Raw genomic sequence first — 24831 nt, forward strand, 5'->3', positions numbered from 1 at the left:
GTCGGTCAGTAGGATCCCGGGGCATGAATGCGGCGGCACTCGATCTCACCGCGCTGCGCCACCACGGGGACGTCGAGGCGGGCGAGGGCCTGCTCGACTTCGCGGTCAACGTGCGTGGCAGCGCGCCGCCGCGATGGCTGCAGGAGGCGTTGACCGAGCGGATCGGCGACCTGGGCCGCTACCCGGGTGCCGCCGAGGACCGGCGGGCGCGCGGGCAGGTCGCGCGGCGGCACCGTCGCAGCCCCGAGGAGGTGCTGCTGCTCGCCGGCGGGGCGGAGGGCTTCGCGCTGCTGCCGCGGCTGGCCCCGCGGTTGGCGGCCGTCGTCCACCCGTCGTTCACCGAACCCGAACTGGCGTTGCGCGAGGCCGGGGTGCCGGTGCGGCGGGTGGTGCTCGACGAGCCGTATCGGCTCGACCCCGACCGCATCCCCGACGACGCCGACCTGGTGGTGGTGGGCAATCCGACGAACCCGACGTCGGTGCTGCACCCGCGCGAGACGCTGCTCGCGCTGCGCCGGCCCGGGCGGATCGTCGTGGTCGACGAGGCCTTCGCGGACGCCGTGATCGAGGAGCGCGAGTCCGTGGCCGGACTGTCGCTGCCGGACGTGCTGGTGCTGCGCAGCCTGACCAAGACCTGGGCGCTGGCCGGGTTGCGGGTCGGCTACGCGCTCGGTGCGCCGGAGGTACTGGCCCGGCTGGCCCACGGTCGTCCGCACTGGCCGCTGGGCACCCTGCAGTTGGCCGGGATCGAGGCGTGCAGCACCGCGGAGGCGACCGCCGCGGCGCGGCGCCAGGCCGAGCTGATCGAGACCGAACGGGCCGAGATGGTCGCGGCGCTGACCGCGATCGGGGTGCGTGTGCACCTGCCCGCGGCGGGGCCGTTCCTGCTGCTGCGGGTGCCCGGCGGCGAGCGCGTACGGACGGCGCTGCGTGCGCGCGGCATCGCGGTCCGGCGGTGCGACACGTTCCCCGGGCTGACCGCCGACCACCTGCGGGTCGCCGTCCGCGATCCGGAACAGGTGCGCGAGCTGGTCGTTGCGCTGAACGAAATCGGTTGCGGGACATCACACGAGAGGGAGGACCACTGATGGGTGTGCGGCTGGCTGAGGTCATCGCCGAACTCGACCGGGCCTATCCGCCACACCTGGCGGAGGACTGGGACTCGGTCGGGCTGGTCTCCGGCGACCCGGACGACGAGGTCTCCACGATCCGGATCGCCGTCGATGCGACCGAGGCCGTCGTCGATGAGGCGATCGGGGCGGGCGCCCAGCTGCTGCTGGTCCACCATCCGCTGCTGCTGCGCGGCGTCGACACGGTCGGCGCGCACACCCCGAAGGGTGCGCTGGTGCACCGGCTGATCCGGTCCGGGTGCGCACTGATGACCGCGCACACGAACGCCGACTCCGCCGATCCGGGGGTCTCGGACGCGCTGGCCGCCGCGCTGGGGCTGGTCGTACGCGGCCCGATCGGCCCGCTGCCGCAGCCGGCCACCGACAAATGGGTCGTGCTGGCCCCGCAGACCGACACCGACACGGTCCGCCGGGCGTTGTTCGCGGCCGGCGCGGGGGAGATCGACGACTATCGCGAATGCAGCTGGACGGTCGCCGGCACCGGCCGGTTCCGGCCGCAGGGTGGCGCGAACCCGACGATCGGCACGATCGGCGAGCTCGAGCAGGTCGCCGAGGACCGGGTCGAGGTGCTCGCGCCGCGCGGGCTGCGCGGCCGGGTGCTGGCCGCGCTGCTGGCGGCGCACCCGTACGAGTCACCGGCGTTCGACGTGTTCGAGTCCGCACCGCTGGACTCGCCGCGCGGACTCGGCCGGGTCGGCGAACTGCCGCAGCCGCAGACCCTCGCCGAGTTCACCGCCACCGTGGCCGCGGCGCTGCCGGCCACCGCGTGGGGGGTGCGCGCCGCCGGCGACCCGCAGCGGAAGGTGCGCACCGTCGCGGTGTGCGGCGGGGCCGGCGATTCGCTGCTGTCCACGGTGAGCAGGCTCGGCGTGGACGCCTATGTCACCGCCGACCTGCGGCATCACCCGGCCGACGAGCACCTGCGCGCCGGCGGGCCCGCGCTAGTCGACGTCGCGCACTGGGCGAGCGAGTTCCCCTGGTGCGCGCAGGCACGGTCCGTGCTCGAGGCTGCGTTCGGGGACCGGTTGACGGCCACGGTCAGCACGATCCGCACCGATCCCTGGACGGTCGCCCAGAGGTGACGGACGGCGCCGCGCGGAACGGTACGGTTGGGCGACACACACGGGGCGGACATGCCGCCCGACGAGCAAGGAGATAGCCGAGTGAAAGTCGATCCCGCGGTGCAGCGAAACCTGCTCGACCTCGCTGCCGTCGATGCGGAACTGGTCCGCATCGCCCACCGTCGCCGGGTGCTGCCGGAGGCGCAGGAGATCGATCGACTCGAGAGCGACCGGCAACAGCGCAAGGACGCCGCGGTGTCGGTCGAGATCGTGCTCGACGACCTCGACCGCGACATCCGCAAGCTCGAGGGCGAGGTCGACGCGGTGCGCGAACGCGAACGCCGCAACCGCGAGCGACTCGATTCGGGCGCGGTCCCGGCAAAGCAGCTCAGCGAACTGCAGCACGAGCTCGGAACCCTGCAGCGCCGCCAGTCGGTGCTCGAGGAGGAGCTGCTCGAGGTGATGGAGCGGCGTGAGGCGAGTGTCGCCGACCACGACCACGCGGGTGCGCAGCTGAGCCAGATCGACGACGCGCTGATCGATGCCACCCGCCGACGCGACGACGCGGTCGCCGACCTGGACACCGCCGAGGACCGCTGCACCGCGCAGCGCGCCGGACTCGTCGGAAACTTCCTGCCCGAGCTGCTCGCGATCTACGACAAGCAGCGGGTCGCGCACGGCATCGGCGCCGCGCTGCTGCAGGCCCGCCGTTGCGGGGCCTGCCGCATCGAGCTGGACCGTGGCGTCATCGCGAGCATCGCCGCGGCCGCCGACGACGAACTGATCCGCTGCGAGGAGTGCGGCGCAATCCTGGTGCGCACCAAGGAATCCGGCTTGTGACGGTGCCGGGTGCGCGTCCGGCCCGGGTGGTGCTCGAGGCCGACGGCGGCTCGCGCGGCAACCCGGGCAACGCCGGCTACGGCGCGGTCGTGTTCGACGCAGACCACGCCGAGGTGCTCGCCGAGCGGTCCGAGAACCTCGGCATCGCGACCAACAACGTCGCCGAGTACCGGGGGCTGATCGCGGGGCTGACCGCGGCGGCGGAACTCGGTGCCGACGAGGTCGCGGTGCGGATGGACTCCAAGCTCGTCGTCGAGCAGATGTCCGGGCGTTGGAAGATCAAGCACCCGGACATGATTCCGCTCGCCGCCCGGGCCCGAGAGCTGGTGGCCGGCTTCGCGCGGGTGGAGTTCGAGTGGATCCCGCGCGCCCAGAACGCCCACGCCGACCGCCTCGCCAATGTGGCGATGGACGCCGCCGAGGCCGTGACCGCCGAGGCCGTGTCCACCGAGCCGGTGCGCGCGACGCCCGCCGCACCGACGACGGGTTCGGCGGCGACCGGTTCGCCCGGGTGGACGGGCGCGGTCGGCAAGCCGACCCGGCTGCTGTTGCTGCGCCACGGGCAGACCCCGCTGTCGGTGCAGCGCCGCTATTCCGGGCGGGGCAACCCCGAACTGACCGAGCTCGGACGGTCACAGGCCGCGGCCGCGGCCCGGCGGCTGGGCGCGCGTGGCGGCATCGCCGCGGTCGTCTCGTCGCCGCTGGCGCGGGCCCGGGCGACCGCGCAGGCCGCGGCCGACGCGCTCGGCGCCGAGGTGGTCGTCGACGAGGGTCTGATCGAGACCGACTTCGGCGACTGGGAGGGGCTGACGTTCGCCGAGGCTGCCGCGCGCGACCCCGAACTGCACGGTCGCTGGCTGGGAGACACCTCGGTGCGGCCGCCGCGGGGGGAGAGCTTCGACGAGGTCGCGGTCCGGATCGCCGACGTCCGCGACCGGCTCGTGCGCACCTACGGCGCGGCGAACGTGCTGGTGGTCTCGCACGTGACACCGATCAAGGAACTGCTGCGGATCGCGCTCGACGCGGGCCCGTCGCTGCTGTACCGCCTGCACCTCGACCTGGCCTCGCTGAGCATCGCCGAGTTCTATCCCGACGGCGGCTCGTCGGTGCGGCTGGTCAACGACACCTCCCACCTCTGAGGCGGCTCCGCCGCCTGTGAGCACGGTGCGTGGTCGGGACCCCGCAACGCACTCACGGGCGCGGAGCGCTAATATCTGCCGAGTGACTCCGCTGCTGACCTGCCGACGCTATGTCGACAACTGTCTGCAGTCGAGCGCCGTCTGTTCGCGCTGAGCCCCGGTCGACCGTCGAGTCCCGGGACCAGCCCACAGTCGTCGGCTGCCGCGCCCGTCGCGCAGCACCTCATTCACGCGCCCCGCCCACGCCGTGGCCCGCGCGTGTCCGCCAGAAAGGCCCCGCCGCATGTCGGCCTCCTCCCGCGTCCGCACCGGACGCCGCCTGCCCGCCTGGGCAACCTCCTTCGGAACCCAGATCCTCCTCGGCCTGATCGCCGGCGTCCTGCTCGGCGTGATCGCCCGCGCACTGCCCGCCGCCGCCGACGGCAACCCGAACTGGCTGGCCGGCACGGTCACCACCATCGGGACCAGTTATGTCGCGCTGCTCACCGTCTCGGTGATCCCGCTGGTGTTCACCGCCATCGTCAGCTCCATCGCGAACCTGCGTCAGGTCGCCAACGCCGCGCGGCTCGCGGTGCGGACCCTGCTGTGGTTCGCACTGACCGCGCTGATCGCCGTCGTCATCGGCATCGTCATCGGCCTGATCGTGCAGCCCGGCGCCCACACCAGCATCGACGCCGCGTCGGCCGCGGCACCCGCATCGTCGGGATCGTGGTGGGCCTTCCTCACCGGCCTGGTGCCGCAGAACTTCCTGGCACTCGGCGCCAAGACGACGGTGACGGACGGCGTCGCCGCCACCGTGCTCAACTTCAACGTCCTGCAACTGCTGGTGATCGCGGTCGCGATCGGCATCGCGGCGCTGAAGGTGGGGGAGAAGGCGCAGCCGTTCCTCGACTTCAACGCCGCCCTGCTCGCGATCGTGCAGAAGGTGCTGTGGTGGATCATCCGGCTCGCGCCTATCGGCACCGCCGCGCTGATCGCCAAGGCGGTCGCCACCTACGGCTGGAACGCGTTGGGCCAGCTGGGCTGGTTCACGGTCTCGATCTACCTCGGTCTGGCACTGGTGTTCCTGGTCGTCTACCCGGTGCTGATCCGCGTCCACGGGCTGTCGGTGCGCCGCTTCTACTCCGGTGTGTGGCCGGCCACACAACTCGGATTCGTCTCGCGATCGTCGATCGGCACGCTGCCGCTGACCGAACGGGTCACCGAGCGGAATCTGGGCGTGCCGCGCGATTACGCGTCGTTCGCGGTGCCGCTCGGCTCGACCACCAAGATGGACGGCTGCGCGGCCATCTACCCGGCGGTGGCGGCGATCTTCGTCGCCCAGTTCTACGGCGTGCACCTGTCGGTGACCGACTATCTGCTGATCGTCGTGGTGGCGGTGATCGGCTCGGCCGCCACCGCCGGCACCACCGGCGCGACCGTGATGCTCACCCTGACCCTGTCCACGCTGGGGCTGCCGCTCGCCGGGGTGGGACTGCTGCTGGCCGTCGAGCCGATCCTGGACATGGGCCGCACCGCGGTCAACGTGACCGGTCAGGCGCTGGTGCCGGTGATCGTCGCCAAGCGTGAGGGCATCCTCGACGAGAACCTCTACAACGCCGACCGGGGTGGCGACCCGTTCGCCGACGACAGCGACGCGACGGAGGCGATCGCCGGCGAGGCGACGGCGACGGAGCGCGAGCAGCAGCGCGTACCGGCCGGCGTCTGACGACCGGACGCAGACGCGGAACGGGGGTGGGACCGGTGTGGTCCCACCCCCGTTCACACCGAGCGGATCAGGCCGACAGGCTGACGCCCCCGGTGCCGTTGGCGCCACCACCGCCGGTGCTGCCGCTGCCGAGCGCGGACAGCAGGGTGCTGAAGAGCGTCGAGAAGGATCCGCTGGAGTTCATGTGTTTCTCCTTACTTCGTGGGGCGGTTGCCGCGGGAAAAGATAGCGACCCCACGCGCCCGGGGTAAGTGGTTCCGGGCGTTCACAGCAACCTTTACGCACTTCCGTGTGCTAACGATCCGGCGGGTGTTCGGCCAGGTCGGGGGCGTCACGATCGGTCACAACAACTTGCGTAGCGTGCGCAGGTTGCGGGTCGTCGTGCTCGGCTTGTAGCGCGCCCGGCCGGTCGTCTTGCCGAAGCGGCTGTCGAGGGTGTGGCCGCGCTCGACCTCCCAGTACAGGACGCCGTCGCCGCCGCGCACCCGCTCGAGTGACGGGTCCAGGTCGGGGGCGAGGTCGAGCAGTTCGGTGAGCACGGCGGGGTCGGAACCGAAGAGCACGTACGGGTGCCATCCCTCGCGGTCGGGCTCGAACGGATAGCCGTCGACGACCGCGCGCAGCGTGGCCTGGTCCAGCACGATCACCCACGCCTCGTAGCCGAACCGGTCCCGCAGCCGGGCCTCGAGTTCGGATTTCAGTCCCGCGACGTCGGTGCGGTCGCTGTCGAAGAGCACGTTGCCCGAGGCCAGGACCGTCTTGACGTCGGCGTATCCGAGGTCGGCGACCGCGGCCCGCAGATCGGCCATCTTGATGTTGATTCCGCCGACGTTGATGCCGCGGAGCAGTGTGATGTAGCGCGTCATGCGCAGAACCTACTGGGGGACAGGGACATCTGCCCGGCGATCGGGTGCCGCCGCGGCGACGCTGGTGGTCGGCTCGGTCACCGCGCGGCGGCACAGTACGCTGTACGGGCGGACGAGTTGGCCGGGCGGCCGCGGCACAGGGAACCGTTCACGGATGTGGGCAGGCCAGGTGCCGAGGAAAGTCCGGACTCCACAGAGCAGGGCGGTTGCCAACGGCAACCCGAGGTGACTCGCGGGAACAGTGCCACAGAGAACAGACCGCCGGCCGTCAGGCCGGTAAGGGTGAAACGGTGCGGTAAGAGCGCACCAGCACCCCGGGTGACCGGGGTGGCTCGGTAAACCCCGCCCGGAGCAAGGTCAAAGGCCGCACCTTCTCGAAGGTGCGGCTGCGCAGGTGTCCGAGGGCTGCTCGCCCGAGCCTGCGGGTGGACCGCTCGAGGTACCCGGCGACGGTGTGCCCAGATGGATGGTCGCCGCCCGGCGTTTCGGCGCCGGGAACAGGATCCGGCTTACAGGCCAACTCGTCCGCCCCGTCCGCCTACCCTTACCGGCAGGCGTCGGCCCGGTGGCCCGACGCCGGAACACACGGTGGCGGTTGTCCTTCGAGGGGCGTGCGGATGCGGGATGAGGTGGCCGAGCGGCGGGCCCGGCGCCGGACGCTGTTCGGGGTGCTGCTGCGCGCCGCAGTGTCCACCACGGTGCTCACGGCCCTGTATTTCCTGCTGCCGCTGGACGGCCTGGTCCCGCTCGGGCCGGTGGGGATGACCACCGTCGGCCTGCTGGTCGTTGTCGCGCTGATGAGCTGGCAGGTCAACCGGATCATGGTGTCGGATCGTCCGGTGGTCCGCGGTGCGCAGGCACTGACGGTGACGGTGCCGCTGTTCATCCTGGTGTTCGCGACCGTCTACTACGTGCTGGCGGCGCAGTCCGCGGACAGCTTCGGCGGGCCGCTGACCCGCGTCGACGCGCTCTACTTCACGGTGACCGTGCTGGCGACCGTCGGCTTCGGCGACATCACCGCGCACAGCCAACTGGCGCGCGTGCTGGTGACGGTGCAGATGCTCGCGAACCTCGGGATGCTCGCGATCGGGGTGAAGCTGTTGACGGCCGCGGCGCGGATCGGCCGCGATCGCCGCGCGGCCGAGGCGCGGCACCCCGGCGAGGCGTGACCGTTTCCCTGGCGACGCCCCGGCAACCGGGGCAGACTCTCGGACATGGACGACGAGGACCAGGGCTGGTACTACTGCCTGAGCGACCACACCGTGCGCCAGGGCAAACAGGCACGCGGGCTGGACCGTCTCGGGCCCTACCCGGACCGGGCCACCGCGGAGCGTGCGCTGGAGATCGCCGCGGCGCGGAACAAATCCGCGGACGAGGCCGACGACCGCTGGAACAACTGAGCCACAGGCGCGCTCAGCGGCGGAAGCGGTCGGTCGCCTCGACGAGGTGATGGGTGATGCCGGGCTCGGCGAACGAGTGGCCGGCGTCGTCGACGACGACGAGTTCGGCATCGGGCCAGGCCCGTTGCAGCTCCCACGCGCTGGTGGCCGGGCACACCACGTCGTAGCGGCCCTGCACCAGCACGCCGGGGATGCCGGCCAACGCGCCGGCGTCCGCGAGCAACTGGCCCTCGTCGAGGAAGCCGCCGTGGCGGAAGTAGTGGTTCTCGATCCGAGCGAACGCCAGCGCGAACCGCGGGTCCGCGTTCTCGGTGATCCGGTTCGGTTGCGGCAGAAGGCTGCTGGTCGCGGCCTCCCATATCGACCAGGCGACCGCGGCGTTCAACGCGACCGCGGGGTCGTCGTGATGCAGCAGTCGGTGATACGCCTCGACGAGGTCGCCGTCGCGCTCGTCCGGCGGTACGGGCGCGAGGAAACGCGACCACCACTCGGGGAACAGGTGACCTGCGCCGCCGTTGTAGTACCAGTCGATCTCGCTGCGGCGCAGCAGGAAGATCCCGCGCAACACCATTTCGGTGACTCTCCGAGGATGGGCCTGCGCATAGGCCAGTGCGAGCGTCGACCCCCAGGAGCCGCCGAACACCTGCCAGTGTTCGATGCCCAGATGGGTGCGCAGCGTCTCGATGTCGGCGACCAGGCGCCCGGTGGTGTTCATCGACAGGTCGGCCCCGTCGGCGACATGCGGTGTCGAGCGGCCGCAGCCACGCTGGTCGAACAGCACCACCCGGTACGCCTGCGGATCGAAAGCCCGCCGCGCTTGCGGATTGCTGCCGCCGCCCGGTCCGCCGTGCAGGAACACCGCGGGCTTGCCGTCCGGGTTGCCGCACTGTTCCCAGTGGATCAACTGGCCGTCGCCGACGTCGAGCATCCCCTCGGCGTAGGGCTCGATCCTCGGATAGAGGGTGCGCATGGGCGCCATCCTGCCAGCCGGATCGCGCCGGAGGTCCGAACCGCAGCGCCTCGTAGCGGTTCGGACGTGCCGGGATCAGATGCCGAGCAGACCGGAGGCGAGGTCCGGGATCTCGAGCGCCTTGGTCACATCGGTGCGGACCTGCGGGCACTGGGCCTGCGTGATCGCGTCGACGCGCTCCTTGTGGGTGGCCAGGTCGACGACGTTGATCCCGTTCTGCGTGGCCCAGGTGGCGACGACCCCGTTGAGCGTGATCTTGCCTGGGGTGAGCGTGTAGGTGCGCATCGACTGCAGCTGGCTTTCCAGGCTGTCGCACAGCTTCTGTGCCGCAGCGGCCGAGACCCCGCCGGGCAGGGTGGCGCCGCCGGGCGCCGGCGCCGCGGTGGCGGGCGGTACGGGGGAGCCCTGGCCGGTCGATTCGGGCGTGCCGGTGCTCGTGCAGGCGGAGGCCGTCGCGGCCAGCGCGAGGGCGGCGAGCGGCAGTGCGGCGCGGCGGAACCGGACCCGATGCCGAGTGGGGGAGGGCGAAACGGTGACGGTCACAACGGTTCCCTTCGTGGCGCGGGCATGGCGGGGTGGAAACGCGGCGGTGCGACGAGTCCGGGTGCGGCAGCGCCGCACCCGGACTCGCCCGTGGATCAGATCAGAAACTGTGTTCGGCGGCGGGGAAGCTGCGCTCGCGTACGGCGTCGGCGTACCCGGTGGCGGCCTCGCGCAGCGCCGCGCCGACCTCGCCGAAGCGGCGGACGAACTTGGCGGTCTTGCCCGAGGTGTAGCCGGCCATGTCCTGCCAGACCAGCACCTGGCCGTCGCAGTCGGCGCCGGCGCCGATGCCGACCGTCGGGATCGTCAGCTTGCCGGTGACCTGGCCCGCCAGTTCGGCCGGCACCATCTCCATGACCACCGAGAAGGCGCCCGCCTCCTCGACCGCGAGCGCGTCGTCGAGCAACTGGCTCGCCCCGTCGCCGCGACCCTGCACACGGAAGCCGCCGAGCCCGTTGACCGACTGCGGGGTGAAGCCGATGTGCGCCATCACCGGGATGCCGGCCGCCGTGAGCGCCGCGATCTGCGGGGCCGCCCGGACGCCGCCCTCCAGCTTGACGGCGTGGGCGAGGCCCTCCTTGAAGAAGCGGGTGGCGGTGGCGAGCGCCTGCTCCGGCGAGGCCTCGTAGCTGCCGAACGGGAGGTCGGCGACGACCAGTGCGTGCGGCGCGCCGCGGACCACGCCGCGCACCAGCGGCAGCAGTTCCTCGGTGGTCACCGGGACGGTGGTGTCGTAGCCGTAGACGACGTTGGCGGCGGAGTCGCCGACCAGCAGCACCGGGATGCCGGCCTCGTCGAAGATGCGGGCGCTGGAGTAGTCGTAGGCGGTGAGCATGCCCCACCGCTCGCCGCGCAGTTTCATCTCGGCGAGGTGGTGCACGCGGGTCTTGGTCCGCTTCGCGGCTCCGGTCGCGGCCGAGGTGGGCGCAGCACCGTACGGAGAATTTTCGGACATCGTTGTCCCTTTCTGCCCTCGAGGCCCGATGCGGGTCCCCGGGTGTGGGTTGTGATGACGCCCCCAGTGTGCCATCGGTGCGGAGCCCGGGGAACGGCGCAGTGACGCAGGTCACCGTCAGTTTTCGGGGTGTGCGGCCCCGACCTGGCGATGTGATCGGGGACAGGTCGGCGTGGCACGATCGCGGCATGCAGCGAGTCCGGCGGTACCCGATTGTCCTGACCGCACTTCTGATCGTGGGACTGGTCGGTGCCGGGTGTGCACGTCAGACCGACGGGCAGGCCGAGGCGGGGTCGTCGCCGGCGGCGTCGACGTCGGCCGGCAAGTTGCCGCAGTCGTCCGCGCCGGCGCCCAGCTCCGCCCCGGCGGTCCCCGCGGGGCTGGAGCGCTTCTACGACCAGAAGCTCGACTGGCAGCCGTGCAGCGCCTTCGTGACCACCGGCGATTCGCCCGACCAGTTCGCCAATCCGCTGCTGTCCTGCGCGCGGGTGACCGTGCCGATCGACTATGACAAGCCGGACGGACCGACGGCGAAGGTCGCGATCATGAAGTTGGCGGCCACCGGGAGCAAGATCGGCTCGCTGCTGGTCAACCCCGGCGGCCCGGGCGGCTCGGGGCTGCAGCTGGTGGCGGGCAGTCTCGGCCAGACGGTGTCCAACGCGGAGCTGGGGAAACGTTTCGACCTGGTCGGCTTCGACCCGCGCGGAGTCGGCTCCTCCACGCCGGCGGTGCACTGCCTCACCGACGCCGAGGCCGACCACCAGCGCACGCTGCCCGACGTCGACATGAGCCCGGCCGGCATCGCGAAGATCGAAAAGGAACGCAAGACCTACGCGGCCCGGTGCACCAAACGCAGCGGCGACGAGTTGCTCGCGCACGTCGGGACCCGTGAGGTCGCCAAGGACATGGACGTGATCCGGGCGGTGCTCGGCGACCCGAAGCTGAACTATCTGGGCTTCTCCTACGGCACCCGCCTCGGCACCGTCTACGCCGAGCAGTTCCCGACGCACGTGCGCGCGATGGTGCTCGACGGGGCGCTCGACCCGGCGCAGGATCCGGTGCAGGAACAGATCGCCCAGGGCGCCGGCTTCCAGAGCGCGTTCGACGGCTTCGCGGCCGACTGTGCGAAGGCGTCCGACTGCGCACTCGGCGACGATCCGGCCCAGGCGAACAAGAAGTTCCGCGCGCTGGTGGACCCGCTGATCGCGCATCCCGCCCGCACGACCGACCCGCGAGGGCTGAGTTACGCCGACGCCATCACCGGGGTCATGCAGGCGCTGTACTCGCCGCAGCTGTGGCCGGCGCTGCGCACCGGTCTCGACGAACTCGCCCAGGATCGCGGCGACACCCTGCTGCAGCTCGCCGACCTCTACGAGGGCCGCGACGACGACGGGAAGTACTCCAACTCGACGGACGCGTTCAACGCGATCCGCTGCGTCGACGACCCGCCGCAGAAGGATCGCGCGGTGGCGGGGAAGGCCGACATGGCCTACCGCAAGGCGGCGCCCTTCCTCGACGACGGCCGGGGCACCGGCAATGCGCCGCTCGACCTGTGCGCGTTCTGGCCGGTGCCGAACACGCTGTCCCCGCGGCAGGTGAACGCGCCCGGACTGGCCCCGACGGTCGTCGTCTCCACGACCCACGATCCGGCGACCCCGTACCAGGCCGGCGTCGACCTGGCGAAGGCGCTCGGCGGCTCGCTGATCACCTTCGAGGGCACCCAGCACACCGCGACGCTGGACGGCAATTCCTGTGTCGACGACGCGGTCACGAAGTACCTTGTCGATCTGACCACTCCGGCAGCGGGTTTGACCTGCGGTCGTTGAGGCGCACCGACAGCGTTCACGCTAGGCTCGCGGACATGGATCGCCAGAAGGAATTCGTGCTCCGGACCCTAGAAGAGCGCGACATTCGGTTCGTCCGGTTGTGGTTCACCGACGTCCTCGGCTACCTCAAGTCGGTGGCGATCGCGCCCGCTGAACTCGAGGGCGCGTTCGAGGAGGGGATCGGCTTCGACGGATCCGCGATCGAGGGCTTCTCCCGGGTCTCCGAGGCCGACACGGTCGCCAAGCCCGACCCGTCGACGTTCCAGGTGCTGCCGTGGGCGCACGCCGACGGCGCCCAGCATTCGGCGCGCATGTTCTGCGACATCGCGATGCCCGACGGCACCGCCTCCTGGGCCGACCCGCGCCATGTGCTGCGACGTCAGCTCAACAAGGCGGCGGACCTCGGCTTCAGCTGCTACGTGCACCCGGAGATCGAGTTCTTCCTGCTGCGCAACGGCCCGTCCGACGGGTCGGCGCCGGTGCCCGCGGACAACGGCGGCTACTTCGACCAGGCGGTGCACGACGCGGCGCCGAACTTCCGCCGGCACGCCATCGACGCGCTCGAGTCGATGGGGATCTCGGTGGAGTTCAGCCACCACGAGACCGCCCCCGGCCAGCAGGAGATCGACCTGCGTTACGCCGACGCGCTGTCGATGGCGGACAACGTGATGACCTTCCGCTACCTGGTCAAGCAGGTCGCCATCCAGGAGGGCGTGCGGGCGACGTTCATGCCCAAGCCGTTCAGCGAGCACGCGGGTTCGGCGATGCACACGCACATGAGCCTGTTCGAGGGCGAGAACAACGCCTTCCACAACCCGGATGACCCGCTGCAGCTGTCGGTGACCGGAAAGGCTTTCATCGCAGGCATTCTCGAGCACGCGAACGAGATCAGCGCGGTCACCAACCAGTACGTCAACTCGTACAAGCGGCTGATCGTGGGCGGGGAGGCGCCGACCGCGGCGACGTGGGGCGCGGCGAACCGGTCGGCGATGGTCCGGGTGCCGATGTACACGCCGAACAAGGCGTCGTCTCGCCGGGTCGAGATCCGGACCCCGGACTCCGCCTGCAACCCGTACCTGTCGTTCGCGGTGCTGCTGGCCGCGGGTCTCAAGGGCATCGAGGGCGGTTACGAACTCGCGCCGGAGGCCGAGGACGACGTCTGGGCGCTGACTCCGGGCGAGCGCCGGGCGATGGGTTACAAGGGGTTGCCGACGAGTCTGGACCAGGCGTTGTCGGCGATGGAGAGCTCGGAGCTGGTGGCAGAGACGTTGGGGGAGCACGTCTTCGACTTCTTCCTACGCAACAAGCGTCAGGAGTGGGACGGCTACCGCAGTCTGGTCACGCCGTTCGAGTTGCAGAACTACCTGGGGCTGTAGATGATCCGGCCTCCGACAGCACGCTCGGTGATCCCCGGCCCGGGCCGGCTCGGGTTGGTCGAACCCGCTGCGGCCGCCGACCTGGCCGACCTCGGATGGACGACCGAGGCGCACATCGATCTGCTCTGGGCGCTGTCGCGGGCACCGGACGCCGACCTGTCGCTGCGCACGCTGACGCAGCTCAAGGAGGCGCTCGGCGACGGCTGGCCGGAACTGGCCGAGGCGCTGCACGCCGATCGGACCTTGCGCGGCCGGCTGTTCGCGGTGATCGGCGCGTCGACGGCGCTCGGTGAACACCTGGTCACCGACCCGCAGGGCTGGCGGCGGCTCACCACCGGCAACGACCTGCCGCCGGCCGACCGGATGACCGCGCGCTTCCTGGAGGTCGTGCGGGCCACCGCCGACGAGGGGTGTCCGGGCGGTCCGGTGCTGCGCGCCGCGGTGACCGGTCCGGAGGCTGTCGCGCTGCTGCGCAAGGAGTACCGCGACCAGCTGCTGATCCTGGCGGCCGCAGACCTCGCCGCGGTCGTGGAGAACGAGCCGGTGCTGGCGTTCCCGGCGGTCGGCCGGCACCTGTCCGACCTCGCCGACGCCGCGCTGACCGCCGCGCTCGCGGTGGCCGTGGCCACGGTCTATCCGGACGAGCCCTGCCCGGTGCGGCTCGCCGTGATCGCGATGGGCAAATGCGGTGCGCGGGAACTGAACTACGTCAGCGACGTGGACGTCGTGTTCGTCGCCGAGCCCGCCGACGCGAAGGCGAGCCGGATCGCGGCCGAGATGATGCAGATCGGGACGGCGGCCTTCTTCGAGGTCGACGCCGCGCTGCGGCCGGAGGGCAAGCGGGGCGAGCTGGTCCGCACCCTCGACTCGCACATCGCCTACTACCAGCGGTGGGCGAAGACGTGGGAGTTCCAGGCGCTGCTGAAGGCGCGGCCGATGGCCGGCGACATGGGCTTGGGGCGCAAGTACGTCGAGGCGCTGGGCCCGATGGTGTGGACCGCCTCGCAGCGCGAGGACTTCGTGCCCGAGGTGCAGGCGATGCGCCGTCGCGTCGAGAACATGGTCCCGGCCGCGATGCGCGAGCGGGAGCTGAAGCTGGGCCGCGGCAGCCTGCGCGACGTCGAGTTCGCGGTGCAACTGCTGCAACTGGTGCACGGCCGCGCGGACGAGTCGCTGCACGTCCAGTCGACGGTCGAGGCGCTCACCGCGCTCGCTGCCGGCGGTTACGTCGGGCGCGACGACGCCGCGAACCTGACGGCCTCGTACGAATTCCTGCGCCTGCTCGAACACCGCCTGCAACTGCAGCGGCTGCAGCGCACGCACACCCTGCCCGCGCCGGACGACGAGGAGTCGCTGCGCTGGCTGGCCCGGGCGTCACACATGCGGCCCGACGGACGAACCGACTCGCTGGGCGTGCTGAGGGCCGAGATCAAGCGGAACTCGTTGCGGGTGCGGCGGCTCCACGCGAAGCTCTTCTACCGCCCGCTGCTCGAATCGGTCACCCGGATCGACTCGGCCGCGCTGCGGCTGAGCCCCGAGGCGGCCATCCGGCAGCTCTCCGCGCTCGGCTACCTGGCCCCGGAGAACGCGCTCGGCCACCTGCGCGCGCTGACCGGAGGAGCCTCGCGCAAGGGCCGCATCCAGGCGCTGCTGCTGCCGACACTGCTCGAATGGCTCGGCGAGACACCGGATCCCGACGCCGGACTGCTCGCGTACCGCCGGGTGTCCGAGGCGTTGATCGACCAGACCTGGTATCTGCGCACCCTGCGGGACGAGGGCGCGGTCGCGCAGCGGCTGATGACGGTGCTCGGGTCGTCGGCCTATGTACCGGACCTGTTGATGCGGGCACCCGAGGTGCTGCGGCTGTACGCGGACGGCGCCAACGGGCCCAAGCTGCTCGAGGCCGAGCCGGAGGACGTCGCGCGCGGTCTGCTGTCGTCGTCGATGCGCTACCGGGACCCGGACCGGGCGGTCGCCGCGGCCCGGTCCCTGCGGCGGCACGAACTCGCGCGGGTGGCCTCGGCCGACCTGCTCGGGATGCTCACGGTGCCGCAGGTGTGCACGGCGTTGTCGTCGGTGTGGGTCGCGGTGCTCGAGGCGGCGCTGCGTTCGGTGGCCGATGCGTCGCTGCGTGGTCGCGGCCGTCCCGCCCCGGCGCGGCTGTCGGTGATCGGCATGGGCCGGCTCGGCGGCGGCGAACTCGGCTACGGCTCCGATGCCGACGTGCTGTTCGTGTGCGAGCCGGTCGAGGGCGCCGACGAGACCGAGGCGGTGCGCTGGGCCACCGAGATCGCCGAGCGGGTCCGGGCCCTGCTGGGCGCCGCCAGTGTGGACCCGCCGCTGGAGGTCGACACCGGGCTGCGTCCGGAGGGGCGCAGCGGGCCGATGGTCCGCACCCTGGGGTCGTACCGGGCCTACTACGAGCAGTGGGCGCAGTCGTGGGAGATCCAGGCACTGCTGCGTGCCCACGCGGTCGCCGGCGATCCGGACCTGGGGTTGCGGTTCCTGCACATGATCGACGAATTCCGTTATCCCGCAGGCGGGGTGTCCCAGACCGCGGTGCAGGAGATCCGCCGCATCAAGGCCCGCGTCGACTCCGAGCGGCTGCCGCGCGGCGCCGATCCCGCCACCCACACCAAGCTGGGACGCGGCGGTCTCGCCGACATCGAGTGGACGGTGCAGCTGCTGCAGCTGCGGCACGCGCACGAGGTGCCGGACCTGCGCGGGACGTCGACGCTGCAGACGCTCGACGCGATCGCGGAGGCGGACCTGCTCAGCCGCGAGGACGCCGAGTTGCTGCGCGAATCCTGGCTGACCGCAACGCATGCCCGCAACGCGCTGGTGCTGGCCCGCGGCAAGCCCGGCGACCAACTGCCCGGTCCGGGGCGGCAGCTGGCGGCGGTGGCGAACGCCGCCGGGTGGCCCGGGGGAGACGCCAACGAGTTCCTCGACCACTACCTGCGCGTCACCCGTCGCGCGAAGGCGGTCGTGGAGCGCACCTTCGGCGAGTGATCCAACCCCCGTCGGCGGGGCCCGAGCGGTACCGGGTCGCGGCCGGACGATCGCTGTCGCTCACCGCGCGGTGACGAAACCCTTGGACACCATCCAGTCCCGCGCGACGTCGGCGGGCTCCTTGCCGTGGACGTCGACCTGGGCGTTGAGGTCCGAGATCACCGGGTTCGTCAGCGCCGCCGACACGGGCCGCAGGATCTCGGCGATCTGCGGGTACTTCTTCGCGATCTCCTCGCGCATCACGACCGCCGCGTTGTAGTGCGGGAAGAACTGCTTGTCGTCCTCGAGCACCACCAGGTTCAGGCCCTTGACGCGGCCGTCGGTGGTGAACACCTCACCGAACGTGCAGGTGCCGTCCGCGGTGGCCTGGTAGATGATGCCGGTCTGCAGGATCTTGACGGGAACCGTGTGGGGGTCGAACCCGTAGGCCGCGGCCATCCCGGGGAATCCGTCCTGGCGGCTGTTGAACTCGGTCTCCAGGCAGGTCGTCGCCGCCCGCGGGTCGGTGTGCACCAGGTTCGCGTAGTCCGAGAGGGTGCGCACACCGAGCGCCTTCGCGTTGCGCTGGTTGGTGGCCAGCGCGTAGGTGTTGTCCATCGGCGCCGGATCGACCCAGACGATGCCGTTCTTCTTCAGGTCCTCGTCCCGCACCGCGGTGAACTGCTGTTCGGGGTCCCGGATCGGGTGCTCGTGGTGCAGGTAGTTGATCCAGCCCGTGCCGGTGTACTCGTAGTACAGGTCGATCTGTCCGGCCTCCATCGCGGACCGGGCGCTGTTCGACCCCTGGATGTTGGTCAGGTCGCGGACGTCGGCGCCGGCCGCGCTGAGTGCGAACTCCGCGATGTAACCGAGGATGACGTTCTCGGTGAAGTCCTTCGAGCCGACGGTCAACTGCACGCCGTCGAGTTCGGGCACCTTGGTGATGCTGCCCGGCCCGACCTGCAGCGGCAGTGCGCCGCCGGACTGCAACCCGCAGGAGGCCAACAGGATGCCGGTCAGCGTCAGCACCAGGAGAGGAAGCGAGCGACGTCGTGCGCCGCCGACGATCGTGCGAAGCGTCATGTCAGCGCAGCCCCCTCGGTCCGAGGTACCTCTCGGCGAGCGCCCCGAGCCAGTCCACGAACAGCGCCAGAGCCACCGCGAGCAGGGCGCCGACGTACAGCGTGGAGTTCTCCCGCAGCTTGTATCCGGTGTCGATGAGCACACCCAGTCCGCCCGCGCCGACCAGGAAGCTCAGCGTCGCGGTGCCGACCGCCAGCACCAGCGAGGTGCGCAGCCCCGCGAGGATGAACGGCACCGCCAGCGGCAGTTCGACCCGACGCAGCACGGTCACCGCCGACATGCCCTGCCCGCGGCCGGCGTCGGTCAGCGACGGGTCGACGGACTGGAAGCCAAGGACGGTGTTGCGCAGTACCGGGAGCAGCGAGTAGAAGGCGATGGGCAGCACTCCGACCCAGAACCCGGCCACCGAGGTGCCCACCCACAGGTAGAACAGCACGAGCAGGCCGATCGCCGGCGCCGACTGGCCGATGTTCCCGATCCCGATGACGACCGGGGCCAGCCAGGTCAACCCGGGCCGGGTCACCAGCACCCCCAACGGCACGGCCACGCACACGACCACCGCGACGATCACGACGGTCAGCGCGATGTGCTGACCGATGCGCTCGAACAGTGACGACGCGTTGAGGGTCTCGCGTTCGGTCGCGCTGAGCGTGTGGAACACGAACGCCCACAACAACACTCCGGCCGCGAGCAGCAGCGCAACAATCGGCTGCAGGACGAGTTGCACTCCCGCGCCGCGCGAGGCGCGGGCCGACCGCGTCGCCTCAGGTGTCGCGCCGGGTGTGTCCTCGAGGGGCTTCGCGGATGTCTCCGCGGGGCCTCCGGACTCGTGCGTCGTGGTCATGGTTGCGGCTCACCGGATTCGGCGCTCTCCGCGCGTTCGTGGCGGGGCCCGTCCCGGCCGGGCCCGTCCTGATCGGTCCCGCCCTGTTCGGAGTCGTCGTGGTCGTGCTCGTGTTCTTCCCGGATCGACTGGATGGCCGAGACCAGGGTGTCGATGCTGACCACGCCCACGTACTCGCCGCGCTGTCCGGTCACGGCGGTGCTGGCATTGCTTCCCATCAGCAGCGCCTCGAGGGCGTCGCGCAGCGTCGACTGCGTGCTGACCGTCTCGCCGATCGGCTCGCCGACGTCGTGCAGGTCGTTCGCATGGGCCAGTTCGTGGCGGTACACCCAGCGCACCGGGCGGTTGCGCTCGTCGAGGATGACGCCCCACGTGTCGCCCCGCGGACCCAGTTCTCGGCGGATCTCGTCCACGGCGTCGTTCTCGTGAACGGTGGGCGGGTGTTCCATCTCGACGTCGCGGGCACGGAGCAGGGTGAGCTGCTGCAACGAGGCGCCGGCTCCGACGAAGCCCTCGACGGTGTCGTCGGCGGGGTTGGCGAGGATCGCCTCCGGGGTGTCGTACTGCAGGATTTTCGATTGGCTGCCGAGTACCGCGATCCGGTCACCGAGCTTGACCGCCTCGGCGAAGTCGTGCGTGACGAAGACGATGGTCTTGCCCAGCTCGGATTGCAGCCGCATCAGCTCGTCCTGCAGTTGGCCGCGGGTGATCGGGTCGACCGCGCCGAACGGCTCGTCCATGAGCAGGATCGGGGGATCGGCCGCGAGCGCGCGGGCGACGCCGACGCGCTGCTGCTGGCCGCCGGAGAGCTGCCGGGGATAGCGGCTGCGGTACTGGTCGGGGGCGAGCCCGACCAGGTCGAGCATCTCGTCGACCCGCGCCTCGATGCGCTTGCGCTTCCAACCGACCAGGCTGGGCACGGTGGCGATGTTCTGCGCGATCGTCATGTGCGGGAACAACCCGGCCTGCTGGATCGAGTAGCCGATGTTGCGCCGCAGCTTGTCCGGGTTGATGGACAGGGCGCTGCGGCCGGCGATCGTGATCTCGCCCGACGTCGGCTCGATCAGCCGGTTGATCATCCGCATGGTGGTCGTCTTGCCGCAGCCCGAGGGCCCGACGAACACGACCACCTCGCCGGCCGGGATGGTCATCGACACGTCGTCGACCGCGGGGCTCTTCTGGCCCGGATACCTCTTGACGACGTGCTCGAGCACGATCTCGACCCCGGAGACCGCGTCCGAACCGGCGTGACCGGTCCCGGCGCCGGCCGCGGTGGTGTGGTCGGCGTCAGGCACGGATCCCCCTCGAGGTGGTGAGTTTGCCGATCAGGACGAAGATCCCGTCGAGGATGAGTGCGAGGATCACGATCAGCACGGTCCCGGTCAGCGCCTGCGGGACCGCGGTGGGGCTGCCCACGCGGGAGAGTCCGGAGAAGATGAGGTTGCCGAGCCCGGGACCCTTGGCGTAGGCGGCGATCGCGAGGATCCCCATCAGCATCTGGGTGCTCACCCGCATCCCGGTCAGGATCGACGGCCACGCCAGCGGCAACTCGACGCGGCCGAGCACCCACAGCCTGCTCATGCCGATACCGCGTGCCGCGTCGGTGACCGACGGGTCCACCGCGGACAGTCCCACGATGGTGTTCCGGATGATCGGCAGCAGCGCGTACAGCACCAGCGAGATGACCGTCGGCGGCACGCCGAGCCCGACGATGGGGATGAGGATGCCCAGCAGGGCGAAGGAGGGGATGGTCAGGATCGTGCTGGCCAGCGCGGTGGCCAGGGCCGATCCGATGGGACTGCGGTAGACCAGGATCCCGATCACCACGGCGATGACCGTTGCGATCACCACGCATTGGACGACGGCGCTGACATGCAGGTACGAATCGATCGCGAGTTGCCTTCTGCGACTGGAGATGAAGTCCCAGAGACTCTGCAGCACGGTCCGTCCTCCCGTGGTTGTCCAGTTGTTCCAACCGATCCGGGCACGCGACTGGATCGGTTCTCCCGTCGGACCCTACGCGCGTTGTCTCGGCGCGTGGCGGTGGTTGGGGACAGATCGTTACCATCGGCGCATGGTCAAGAAGTGGTCGGAACTCGGTCCCCGCACCCGGCAAGTGGTCATCGCCCTGGGCGTCGTCGAGATGGTGCTGTTGCTCGCGGCCCAGATCGACATCAGCAGGCGGACGGCGGAGGAGGTGCGCGGATCCAAGCGGATGTGGCGCGCGCTGTCCTTCGTCAACATCATCGGTCCGGTCGCCTACTTCGTCCGCGGGCGCCGACGCGACTGAGCCTCCACCGGGGCCGAGGCTCTCGCCCCGGCCTGGACTCGTGCTTGTGACATCGGTCGCAGATATGGACAATCGACCGGAATTCAGGACGAGCCCAGGAGGGTGCATTGCGAATCATCACTGCCGTGGCGTTGGCCGCGGGAGCGTTGCTGGCGGCGGGATGCGGGTCGGATACCGGCACCGCCGCGAAGGCTCCGGGCGGCGAGCCCACCGAGGCGTCACTGCGCATGAGCATGGACGCCGAGTACCAACTCATGCAGCAGGGTGACTGGTCCGCGGACTACGACCAGTTCCTGTCCCAGCAGTGCAAGGGCCACGGCACACGCGACGACTACACGAAGGCGATGAAGCAGGTCTTCGCCGGTCGCGATCTCTCCGGACCGCAGCAGTACCAGATCACGATGAACCCGACCGGCACCGCGGCGACCGTCGTGGTCACGTCCCACGACGGCAAGGGCAACATGCACCCGGTCGAATGGACGCTGACCGACGGACGCTGGCTGTCCAACGACTGCTGAGTTTTCGAGCACACGAGTGTGCCCCCGTCCGAAAGGGATTCGGACGGGGGCACACTCGCATCGGTCACACGCGGTGACTCACACCGCGCGGGATCACAAGGCGGGGGCGACCTTCCACGCTGAGTGCATCGCTCCCTCGATGTAGTCGACCTTGCCGGCGTCGCCGACGACGTGTACGTCCAGGCCGGCGCGCCGGAGCTCGTCGGCGAGCGGCGCGGAGGCCGAGACGCCCGAGGCCATGATGACCATGTTCGCTCGGGCTCGCAGGGTCTCGCCGCCGGCGAGGAACTCGACGTTCTTACGGGTGATGCGGGTGACCTCCGCGTTGCGGTGAATGTTCACCCCCGCCTCGCGGGTGTGCCTGACGGCGGTCCACCGGCGCGGCATCGCCATCGGCACACCGAGGGGCTTGCCCTCCTCGATCAGGGTGACGCGGCTGCCGCGCTCGGCCAGGAACTCGGCCAGTTCGAGTCCGACGAGCGAACCGCCGATCACGACGACATTGCGGGCCATCGGGACGAACTTCAGGAACCGGCCACTCAGGTTGCGGATCAGGGTGGGGTTCTTGGTGATTCCCGTCAGACCCGCGAGCTTGCCCAGCACGCGCAGCAACGGCCACTGGTCGGAGACGTCGCCCGACCCGGTCATCAGCGCCCGCATGGTGTCGCCGGTCTGGACGTGCGGCAGGTCGCCGCCCGGCACCTTCGGGCGGTCACGGACCGCGCCGGTGGCCACGACCACCGCGTCGGGCGTCAGCGATTTGACCAGCTCCGCCGTCGCGGGGGTCTTCAGCCGGACGTCCACGCCCAGGCGCTCGACCTCGACGGAGAGCCACTCGAGCAGCCGGCCGTTGTCCGGCGTGGTCAACGTCGAGAACCACAGGGTGCCGCCGACCCGGTCGGTCTTCTCGAGCACCGTGACCCGGTGGCCGCGCTCGGTGGCGATGCGCGCCGACTCCAGGCCGCCGGGGCCGGAACCGACGACCACGACGTGCTTGCGCGCCTTGACTGCAGGGAACGGCAGCAGCGTCTCGTTGCCGAGCGCCGGGTTGACCGCGCAGATCGGGGTGCCGTCCCAGAAGTTCTCCTGGACGCACACGTAGCAGTTGATGCACGGACGGACCCGCTCGGCCTGGCCCGCCTTGAGCTTGTTGACGAGGTCCGGATCCGCAAGCAGTTGGCGACCCATCGCGACGAAGTCGGTGTGGCCCTCGGCGATCAGCTGCTCGCCGACCTCGGGGAGCATGCGGCCGACGGTGATCACCGGGATCGACACCGCCCGCTTGATGACCGCGGCGTTGTCTGCGTAGAAACCGACCTTGTTCGGCAGCGGACCGTCGGTGAAGTTCGCGAACGGGTTCAGTGCGGTGCCGGTGACGTGGATCGCGTCGGCGCCCGCCTGCTCGAACAGCTTTGCGGCGGCGGCCGATTCGTCAGGGGTCATACCGTTCGACTCGCCGTACTCCTGGCCGGCCAGGCGCACGATGATCGCGAGGCCGTCGCCCACGGTCTCCTTGACCGCGCGGATGACCTCGCACGTCAGGCGCGCCCGGTTCTCCAGGGAGCCGCCGTACTCGTCGGTGCGCTGGTTCGTGTAGCGGCTCAGGAAGCCGCCCAGCACGTAGTTGTGCGCTGCGTGGATCTCGACGGCGTCGCCGCCGGCGGCCAGCACGCGGCCGGCGGCCTCGGCGAACATGCGCACCAGCCAGGCGAGGTCCTCGTGATCGGCCTCGTGGTAGGTGGCCTTCTTACCGCCGTTGATGGCGGCCATCTTCTTCATTTCCTCAGGCGTGCAGTCGATCATCGCGCGCATGTCGCCGGGCGGCTTCGGCAGCGACGGAACGAGCTGCCGGCGGTCCTGCAGGGTGTCGATGCGAGCGACCTTGCCGTGGTGCGTCATCTGCACGCAGAGCTTGCTGCCGGCGTCGTGGATCGCATCGGCCAGCGCCTTGATCCCGGGGATGAACCGGTCCTCGGACAGACCCGGCTCCTTCTCGCTCGTGCAGCCCACCGGGTACGCGACCGCGCAGCAGCCGGTGATGATCATGCCGGTGCCGCCCGCGGCACGCGCCGCGAAGTGGTCGATGTCGGCCTGCTCGATCTCACCGTCATCGCACAGGTTCATGTCCATGGCCGGGAGCACGACTCGGTTGTCGAGCGTGATGGGGCCGATGCTGCCGGGAGAGAGCAGATGGGTGAAGGTCTGGCTGTCGATGCTCACATTCCTGAAAGTAATTCGCACGGGCACCGTTCGCCCATGCGGTCCCGGTGAAAGGGACTCGCTGTCCCGCTCATCTCGGTGGTGTCCGGTTGGGGCCTGTCCCGGCCGGCGGTCGGCCCCGACCGCTGATGTGAGCTGCGGAGATAGCCTGCGAAGCGGATCCAGGAGAACAGGCGAGAGGAGTTCGAAATGGCATTGCTCGACGGTCGTGTCGCATTCATCATGGGAGCGGCGCGGGGGCAGGGACGGCACCATGCGGTGCGGTTCGCCCGGGAGGGTGCGCACGTCATCGCGCTCGACGTGTGCGCGCCCATATCCGAGGACGTCGGCTACCCGGCGGCGACCCCCGAGGACCTCGAGGAGACCGCGCGACTGGTGCGGGCCGAAGGACGCGAGATCGTCACCGCGATCGGCGACGTGCGCGACCAGCGGGCCCTGCAGGACGCGGTCGACGCCGGAGTGGAGCGGTTCGGTCGCCTCGACATCGTCGTCGCCAACGCCGGCATCTCGACGTGGAACCGTTTCTGGGAGATGCCCGAGGAACAGTGGACGACGATGATCGACATCAACCTCAACGGGGTGTGGCGCACCCTCAAGGCCGCGGTGCCCGCGATGATCGGCGGCGGACGCGGCGGGTCGATCATCGTGGTCAGCTCGGCCGCCGGGCTCAAGGCCGCACCGGGCACCGCGAACTACACCTCCGCCAAGCATGGGCTGGTGGGCCTGACGAAGACCGCCGCGATCGAGTTGGGCGAGTTCGGTATTCGCGTCAACTCGATCCACCCGAGCGCCGTGGACACCCCGATGGGCAACGACGTCAACGTCGGCAAACTCCTCGCGCGGTACCCGCGCTACGTGGACAACTACAAGTGGCCGCTCGCCGGGATGGACAAGTGCGGCGTCGACGACATCTCCGACGCGGTGTTGTACCTCGCGAGCGACGCGTCCCGCACCGTCACCGGTGCCCAGCTGCCGCTGGACCTGGGGCTGACGACCGTCTGACCGGGCTCGCGCCGGAGGGCAGCCGGCGCCCGGGAAGCGGAAACCCCCGCCTCGTGTGCGACGAGGCGG

The 24831-nt window shown here is 70.7% G+C and carries 22 protein-coding genes and 1 other RNA gene; 14 read left to right on the top strand and 9 right to left on the bottom strand.

Going from position 1 to position 24831, the window contains the following annotated elements:
* Window positions 1-23 precede the first annotated feature (23 nt).
* From cobC to G4X40_RS17470, 5 genes are all read left to right on the top strand, one after another.
* The gene (gene cobC / locus G4X40_RS17450; RefSeq protein ID WP_277834333.1) at window positions 24-1088 is read left to right on the top strand and encodes an Rv2231c family pyridoxal phosphate-dependent protein CobC; all 1065 of its coding nucleotides are present in this window, start codon (window positions 24-26) and stop codon (window positions 1086-1088) included.
* Window positions 1088-2212, top strand: coding sequence for a Nif3-like dinuclear metal center hexameric protein (locus G4X40_RS17455; protein WP_408642241.1), 1125 nt, complete (start codon window positions 1088-1090; stop codon window positions 2210-2212). The genes cobC and G4X40_RS17455 overlap by 1 nt, the downstream gene beginning before the upstream one ends.
* A gap of 81 nt (window positions 2213-2293) precedes the next feature.
* Window positions 2294-3031, top strand: a complete 738-nt coding sequence (locus G4X40_RS17460) for a zinc ribbon domain-containing protein (protein ID WP_277834335.1) — start codon at window positions 2294-2296, stop codon at window positions 3029-3031.
* Window positions 3028-4170, top strand: coding sequence for a bifunctional RNase H/acid phosphatase (locus G4X40_RS17465; RefSeq protein WP_277834336.1), 1143 nt, complete (start codon window positions 3028-3030; stop codon window positions 4168-4170). Before G4X40_RS17460 ends, G4X40_RS17465 begins: the two co-directional genes overlap by 4 nt.
* Before the next feature lie 283 nt (window positions 4171-4453).
* Window positions 4454-5878, top strand: coding sequence for a dicarboxylate/amino acid:cation symporter (locus G4X40_RS17470; RefSeq protein WP_277834338.1), 1425 nt, complete (start codon window positions 4454-4456; stop codon window positions 5876-5878).
* Window positions 5879-6219: 341 nt separating this feature from the next.
* Here G4X40_RS17470 and G4X40_RS17475 read toward each other — a convergent pair whose 3' ends face one another.
* A complete protein-coding gene (locus G4X40_RS17475) occupies window positions 6220-6744 on the bottom strand; it encodes a DUF1697 domain-containing protein (RefSeq protein WP_277834341.1) in 525 nt (174 codons plus the stop codon).
* A 113-nt stretch (window positions 6745-6857) separates the two neighbouring features.
* Here G4X40_RS17475 and rnpB point away from each other — a divergent pair.
* From rnpB to G4X40_RS17490, 3 genes are all read left to right on the top strand, one after another.
* Window positions 6858-7272: RNase P RNA component class A (rnpB, locus tag G4X40_RS17480), an RNA gene on the top strand.
* An 89-nt stretch (window positions 7273-7361) separates the two neighbouring features.
* A complete protein-coding gene (locus G4X40_RS17485; RefSeq protein WP_277834342.1) occupies window positions 7362-7913 on the top strand; it encodes a potassium channel family protein in 552 nt (183 codons plus the stop codon).
* A gap of 45 nt (window positions 7914-7958) precedes the next feature.
* The gene (locus tag G4X40_RS17490) at window positions 7959-8144 is read left to right on the top strand and encodes a hypothetical protein (RefSeq protein ID WP_277834344.1); all 186 of its coding nucleotides are present in this window, start codon (window positions 7959-7961) and stop codon (window positions 8142-8144) included.
* A 13-nt stretch (window positions 8145-8157) separates the two neighbouring features.
* On the opposite strand, the gene pip is transcribed toward G4X40_RS17490, so the two are convergent.
* The 3 genes from pip to panB all read right to left on the bottom strand — a co-directional run bounded on the left by pip (window position 8158) and on the right by panB (window position 10612).
* Window positions 8158-9123: a prolyl aminopeptidase gene (pip, locus tag G4X40_RS17495; RefSeq protein ID WP_277834346.1), complete on the bottom strand. Its 966-nt coding sequence runs from the start codon at window positions 9121-9123 to the stop codon at window positions 8158-8160.
* 66 nt (window positions 9124-9189) lie between these two features.
* A complete protein-coding gene (locus tag G4X40_RS17500; RefSeq protein WP_277834349.1) occupies window positions 9190-9657 on the bottom strand; it encodes a hypothetical protein in 468 nt (155 codons plus the stop codon).
* A 100-nt stretch (window positions 9658-9757) separates the two neighbouring features.
* Window positions 9758-10612 (bottom strand): 3-methyl-2-oxobutanoate hydroxymethyltransferase, encoded by an 855-nt coding sequence (panB, locus tag G4X40_RS17505; protein ID WP_277834351.1) that lies wholly within the window; start codon window positions 10610-10612, stop codon window positions 9758-9760.
* 188 nt (window positions 10613-10800) lie between these two features.
* Between panB and G4X40_RS17510 the strand changes: the two genes are divergently transcribed.
* Genes G4X40_RS17510 through G4X40_RS17520 form a run of 3 tightly spaced genes read left to right on the top strand, consistent with a single transcriptional unit; the run spans window position 10801 to window position 16826 of the window.
* Entirely contained in the window at window positions 10801-12438 is a 1638-nt protein-coding gene (locus G4X40_RS17510; RefSeq protein ID WP_277834353.1) for an alpha/beta hydrolase, read from the top strand.
* A 35-nt stretch (window positions 12439-12473) separates the two neighbouring features.
* Window positions 12474-13814 carry a type I glutamate--ammonia ligase gene (gene glnA, locus G4X40_RS17515; RefSeq protein WP_277834355.1) on the top strand — a complete coding sequence of 447 codons (1341 nt, stop codon included), beginning with the start codon at window positions 12474-12476 and terminating at the stop codon, window positions 13812-13814.
* Entirely contained in the window at window positions 13815-16826 is a 3012-nt protein-coding gene (locus G4X40_RS17520) for a bifunctional [glutamine synthetase] adenylyltransferase/[glutamine synthetase]-adenylyl-L-tyrosine phosphorylase (protein WP_277834356.1), read from the top strand. It abuts the gene before it with no gap.
* A 60-nt stretch (window positions 16827-16886) separates the two neighbouring features.
* Here G4X40_RS17520 and G4X40_RS17525 read toward each other — a convergent pair whose 3' ends face one another.
* The 4 genes from G4X40_RS17525 to G4X40_RS17540 form a co-directional block, all read right to left on the bottom strand.
* Window positions 16887-17888, bottom strand: coding sequence for a glycine betaine ABC transporter substrate-binding protein (locus G4X40_RS17525; RefSeq protein ID WP_277834357.1), 1002 nt, complete (start codon window positions 17886-17888; stop codon window positions 16887-16889).
* Between the two features lies 1 nt (window position 17889).
* Entirely contained in the window at window positions 17890-18732 is an 843-nt protein-coding gene (locus G4X40_RS17530) for an ABC transporter permease (protein ID WP_277834358.1), read from the bottom strand.
* On the bottom strand, window positions 18729-19949 hold the full coding sequence (locus tag G4X40_RS17535) for an ABC transporter ATP-binding protein (protein WP_277834695.1): 1221 nt from the start codon (window positions 19947-19949) through the stop codon (window positions 18729-18731). The genes G4X40_RS17530 and G4X40_RS17535 overlap by 4 nt, the downstream gene beginning before the upstream one ends.
* A gap of 70 nt (window positions 19950-20019) precedes the next feature.
* Window positions 20020-20670 carry an ABC transporter permease gene (locus G4X40_RS17540; protein WP_277834697.1) on the bottom strand — a complete coding sequence of 217 codons (651 nt, stop codon included), beginning with the start codon at window positions 20668-20670 and terminating at the stop codon, window positions 20020-20022.
* 136 nt (window positions 20671-20806) lie between these two features.
* Between G4X40_RS17540 and G4X40_RS17545 the strand changes: the two genes are divergently transcribed.
* Both G4X40_RS17545 and G4X40_RS17550 read left to right on the top strand, forming a co-directional pair.
* Window positions 20807-21022, top strand: a complete 216-nt coding sequence (locus G4X40_RS17545) for a hypothetical protein (RefSeq protein ID WP_277834360.1) — start codon at window positions 20807-20809, stop codon at window positions 21020-21022.
* A 107-nt stretch (window positions 21023-21129) separates the two neighbouring features.
* Window positions 21130-21540, top strand: coding sequence for a hypothetical protein (locus G4X40_RS17550; RefSeq protein WP_277834362.1), 411 nt, complete (start codon window positions 21130-21132; stop codon window positions 21538-21540).
* Window positions 21541-21633: 93 nt separating this feature from the next.
* On the opposite strand, the gene G4X40_RS17555 is transcribed toward G4X40_RS17550, so the two are convergent.
* A complete protein-coding gene (locus tag G4X40_RS17555) occupies window positions 21634-23760 on the bottom strand; it encodes an oxidoreductase (RefSeq protein WP_277834364.1) in 2127 nt (708 codons plus the stop codon).
* Between the two features lie 189 nt (window positions 23761-23949).
* Here G4X40_RS17555 and G4X40_RS17560 point away from each other — a divergent pair, with 189 nt between their 5' ends.
* Window positions 23950-24762 (top strand): mycofactocin-coupled SDR family oxidoreductase, encoded by an 813-nt coding sequence (locus tag G4X40_RS17560; RefSeq protein WP_277834366.1) that lies wholly within the window; start codon window positions 23950-23952, stop codon window positions 24760-24762.
* Window positions 24763-24831 lie beyond the last annotated feature (69 nt).

This window comes from Speluncibacter jeojiensis (genome assembly GCF_029589495.1).
GTDB lineage: Bacteria > Actinomycetota > Actinomycetes > Mycobacteriales > Mycobacteriaceae > Speluncibacter > Speluncibacter jeojiensis.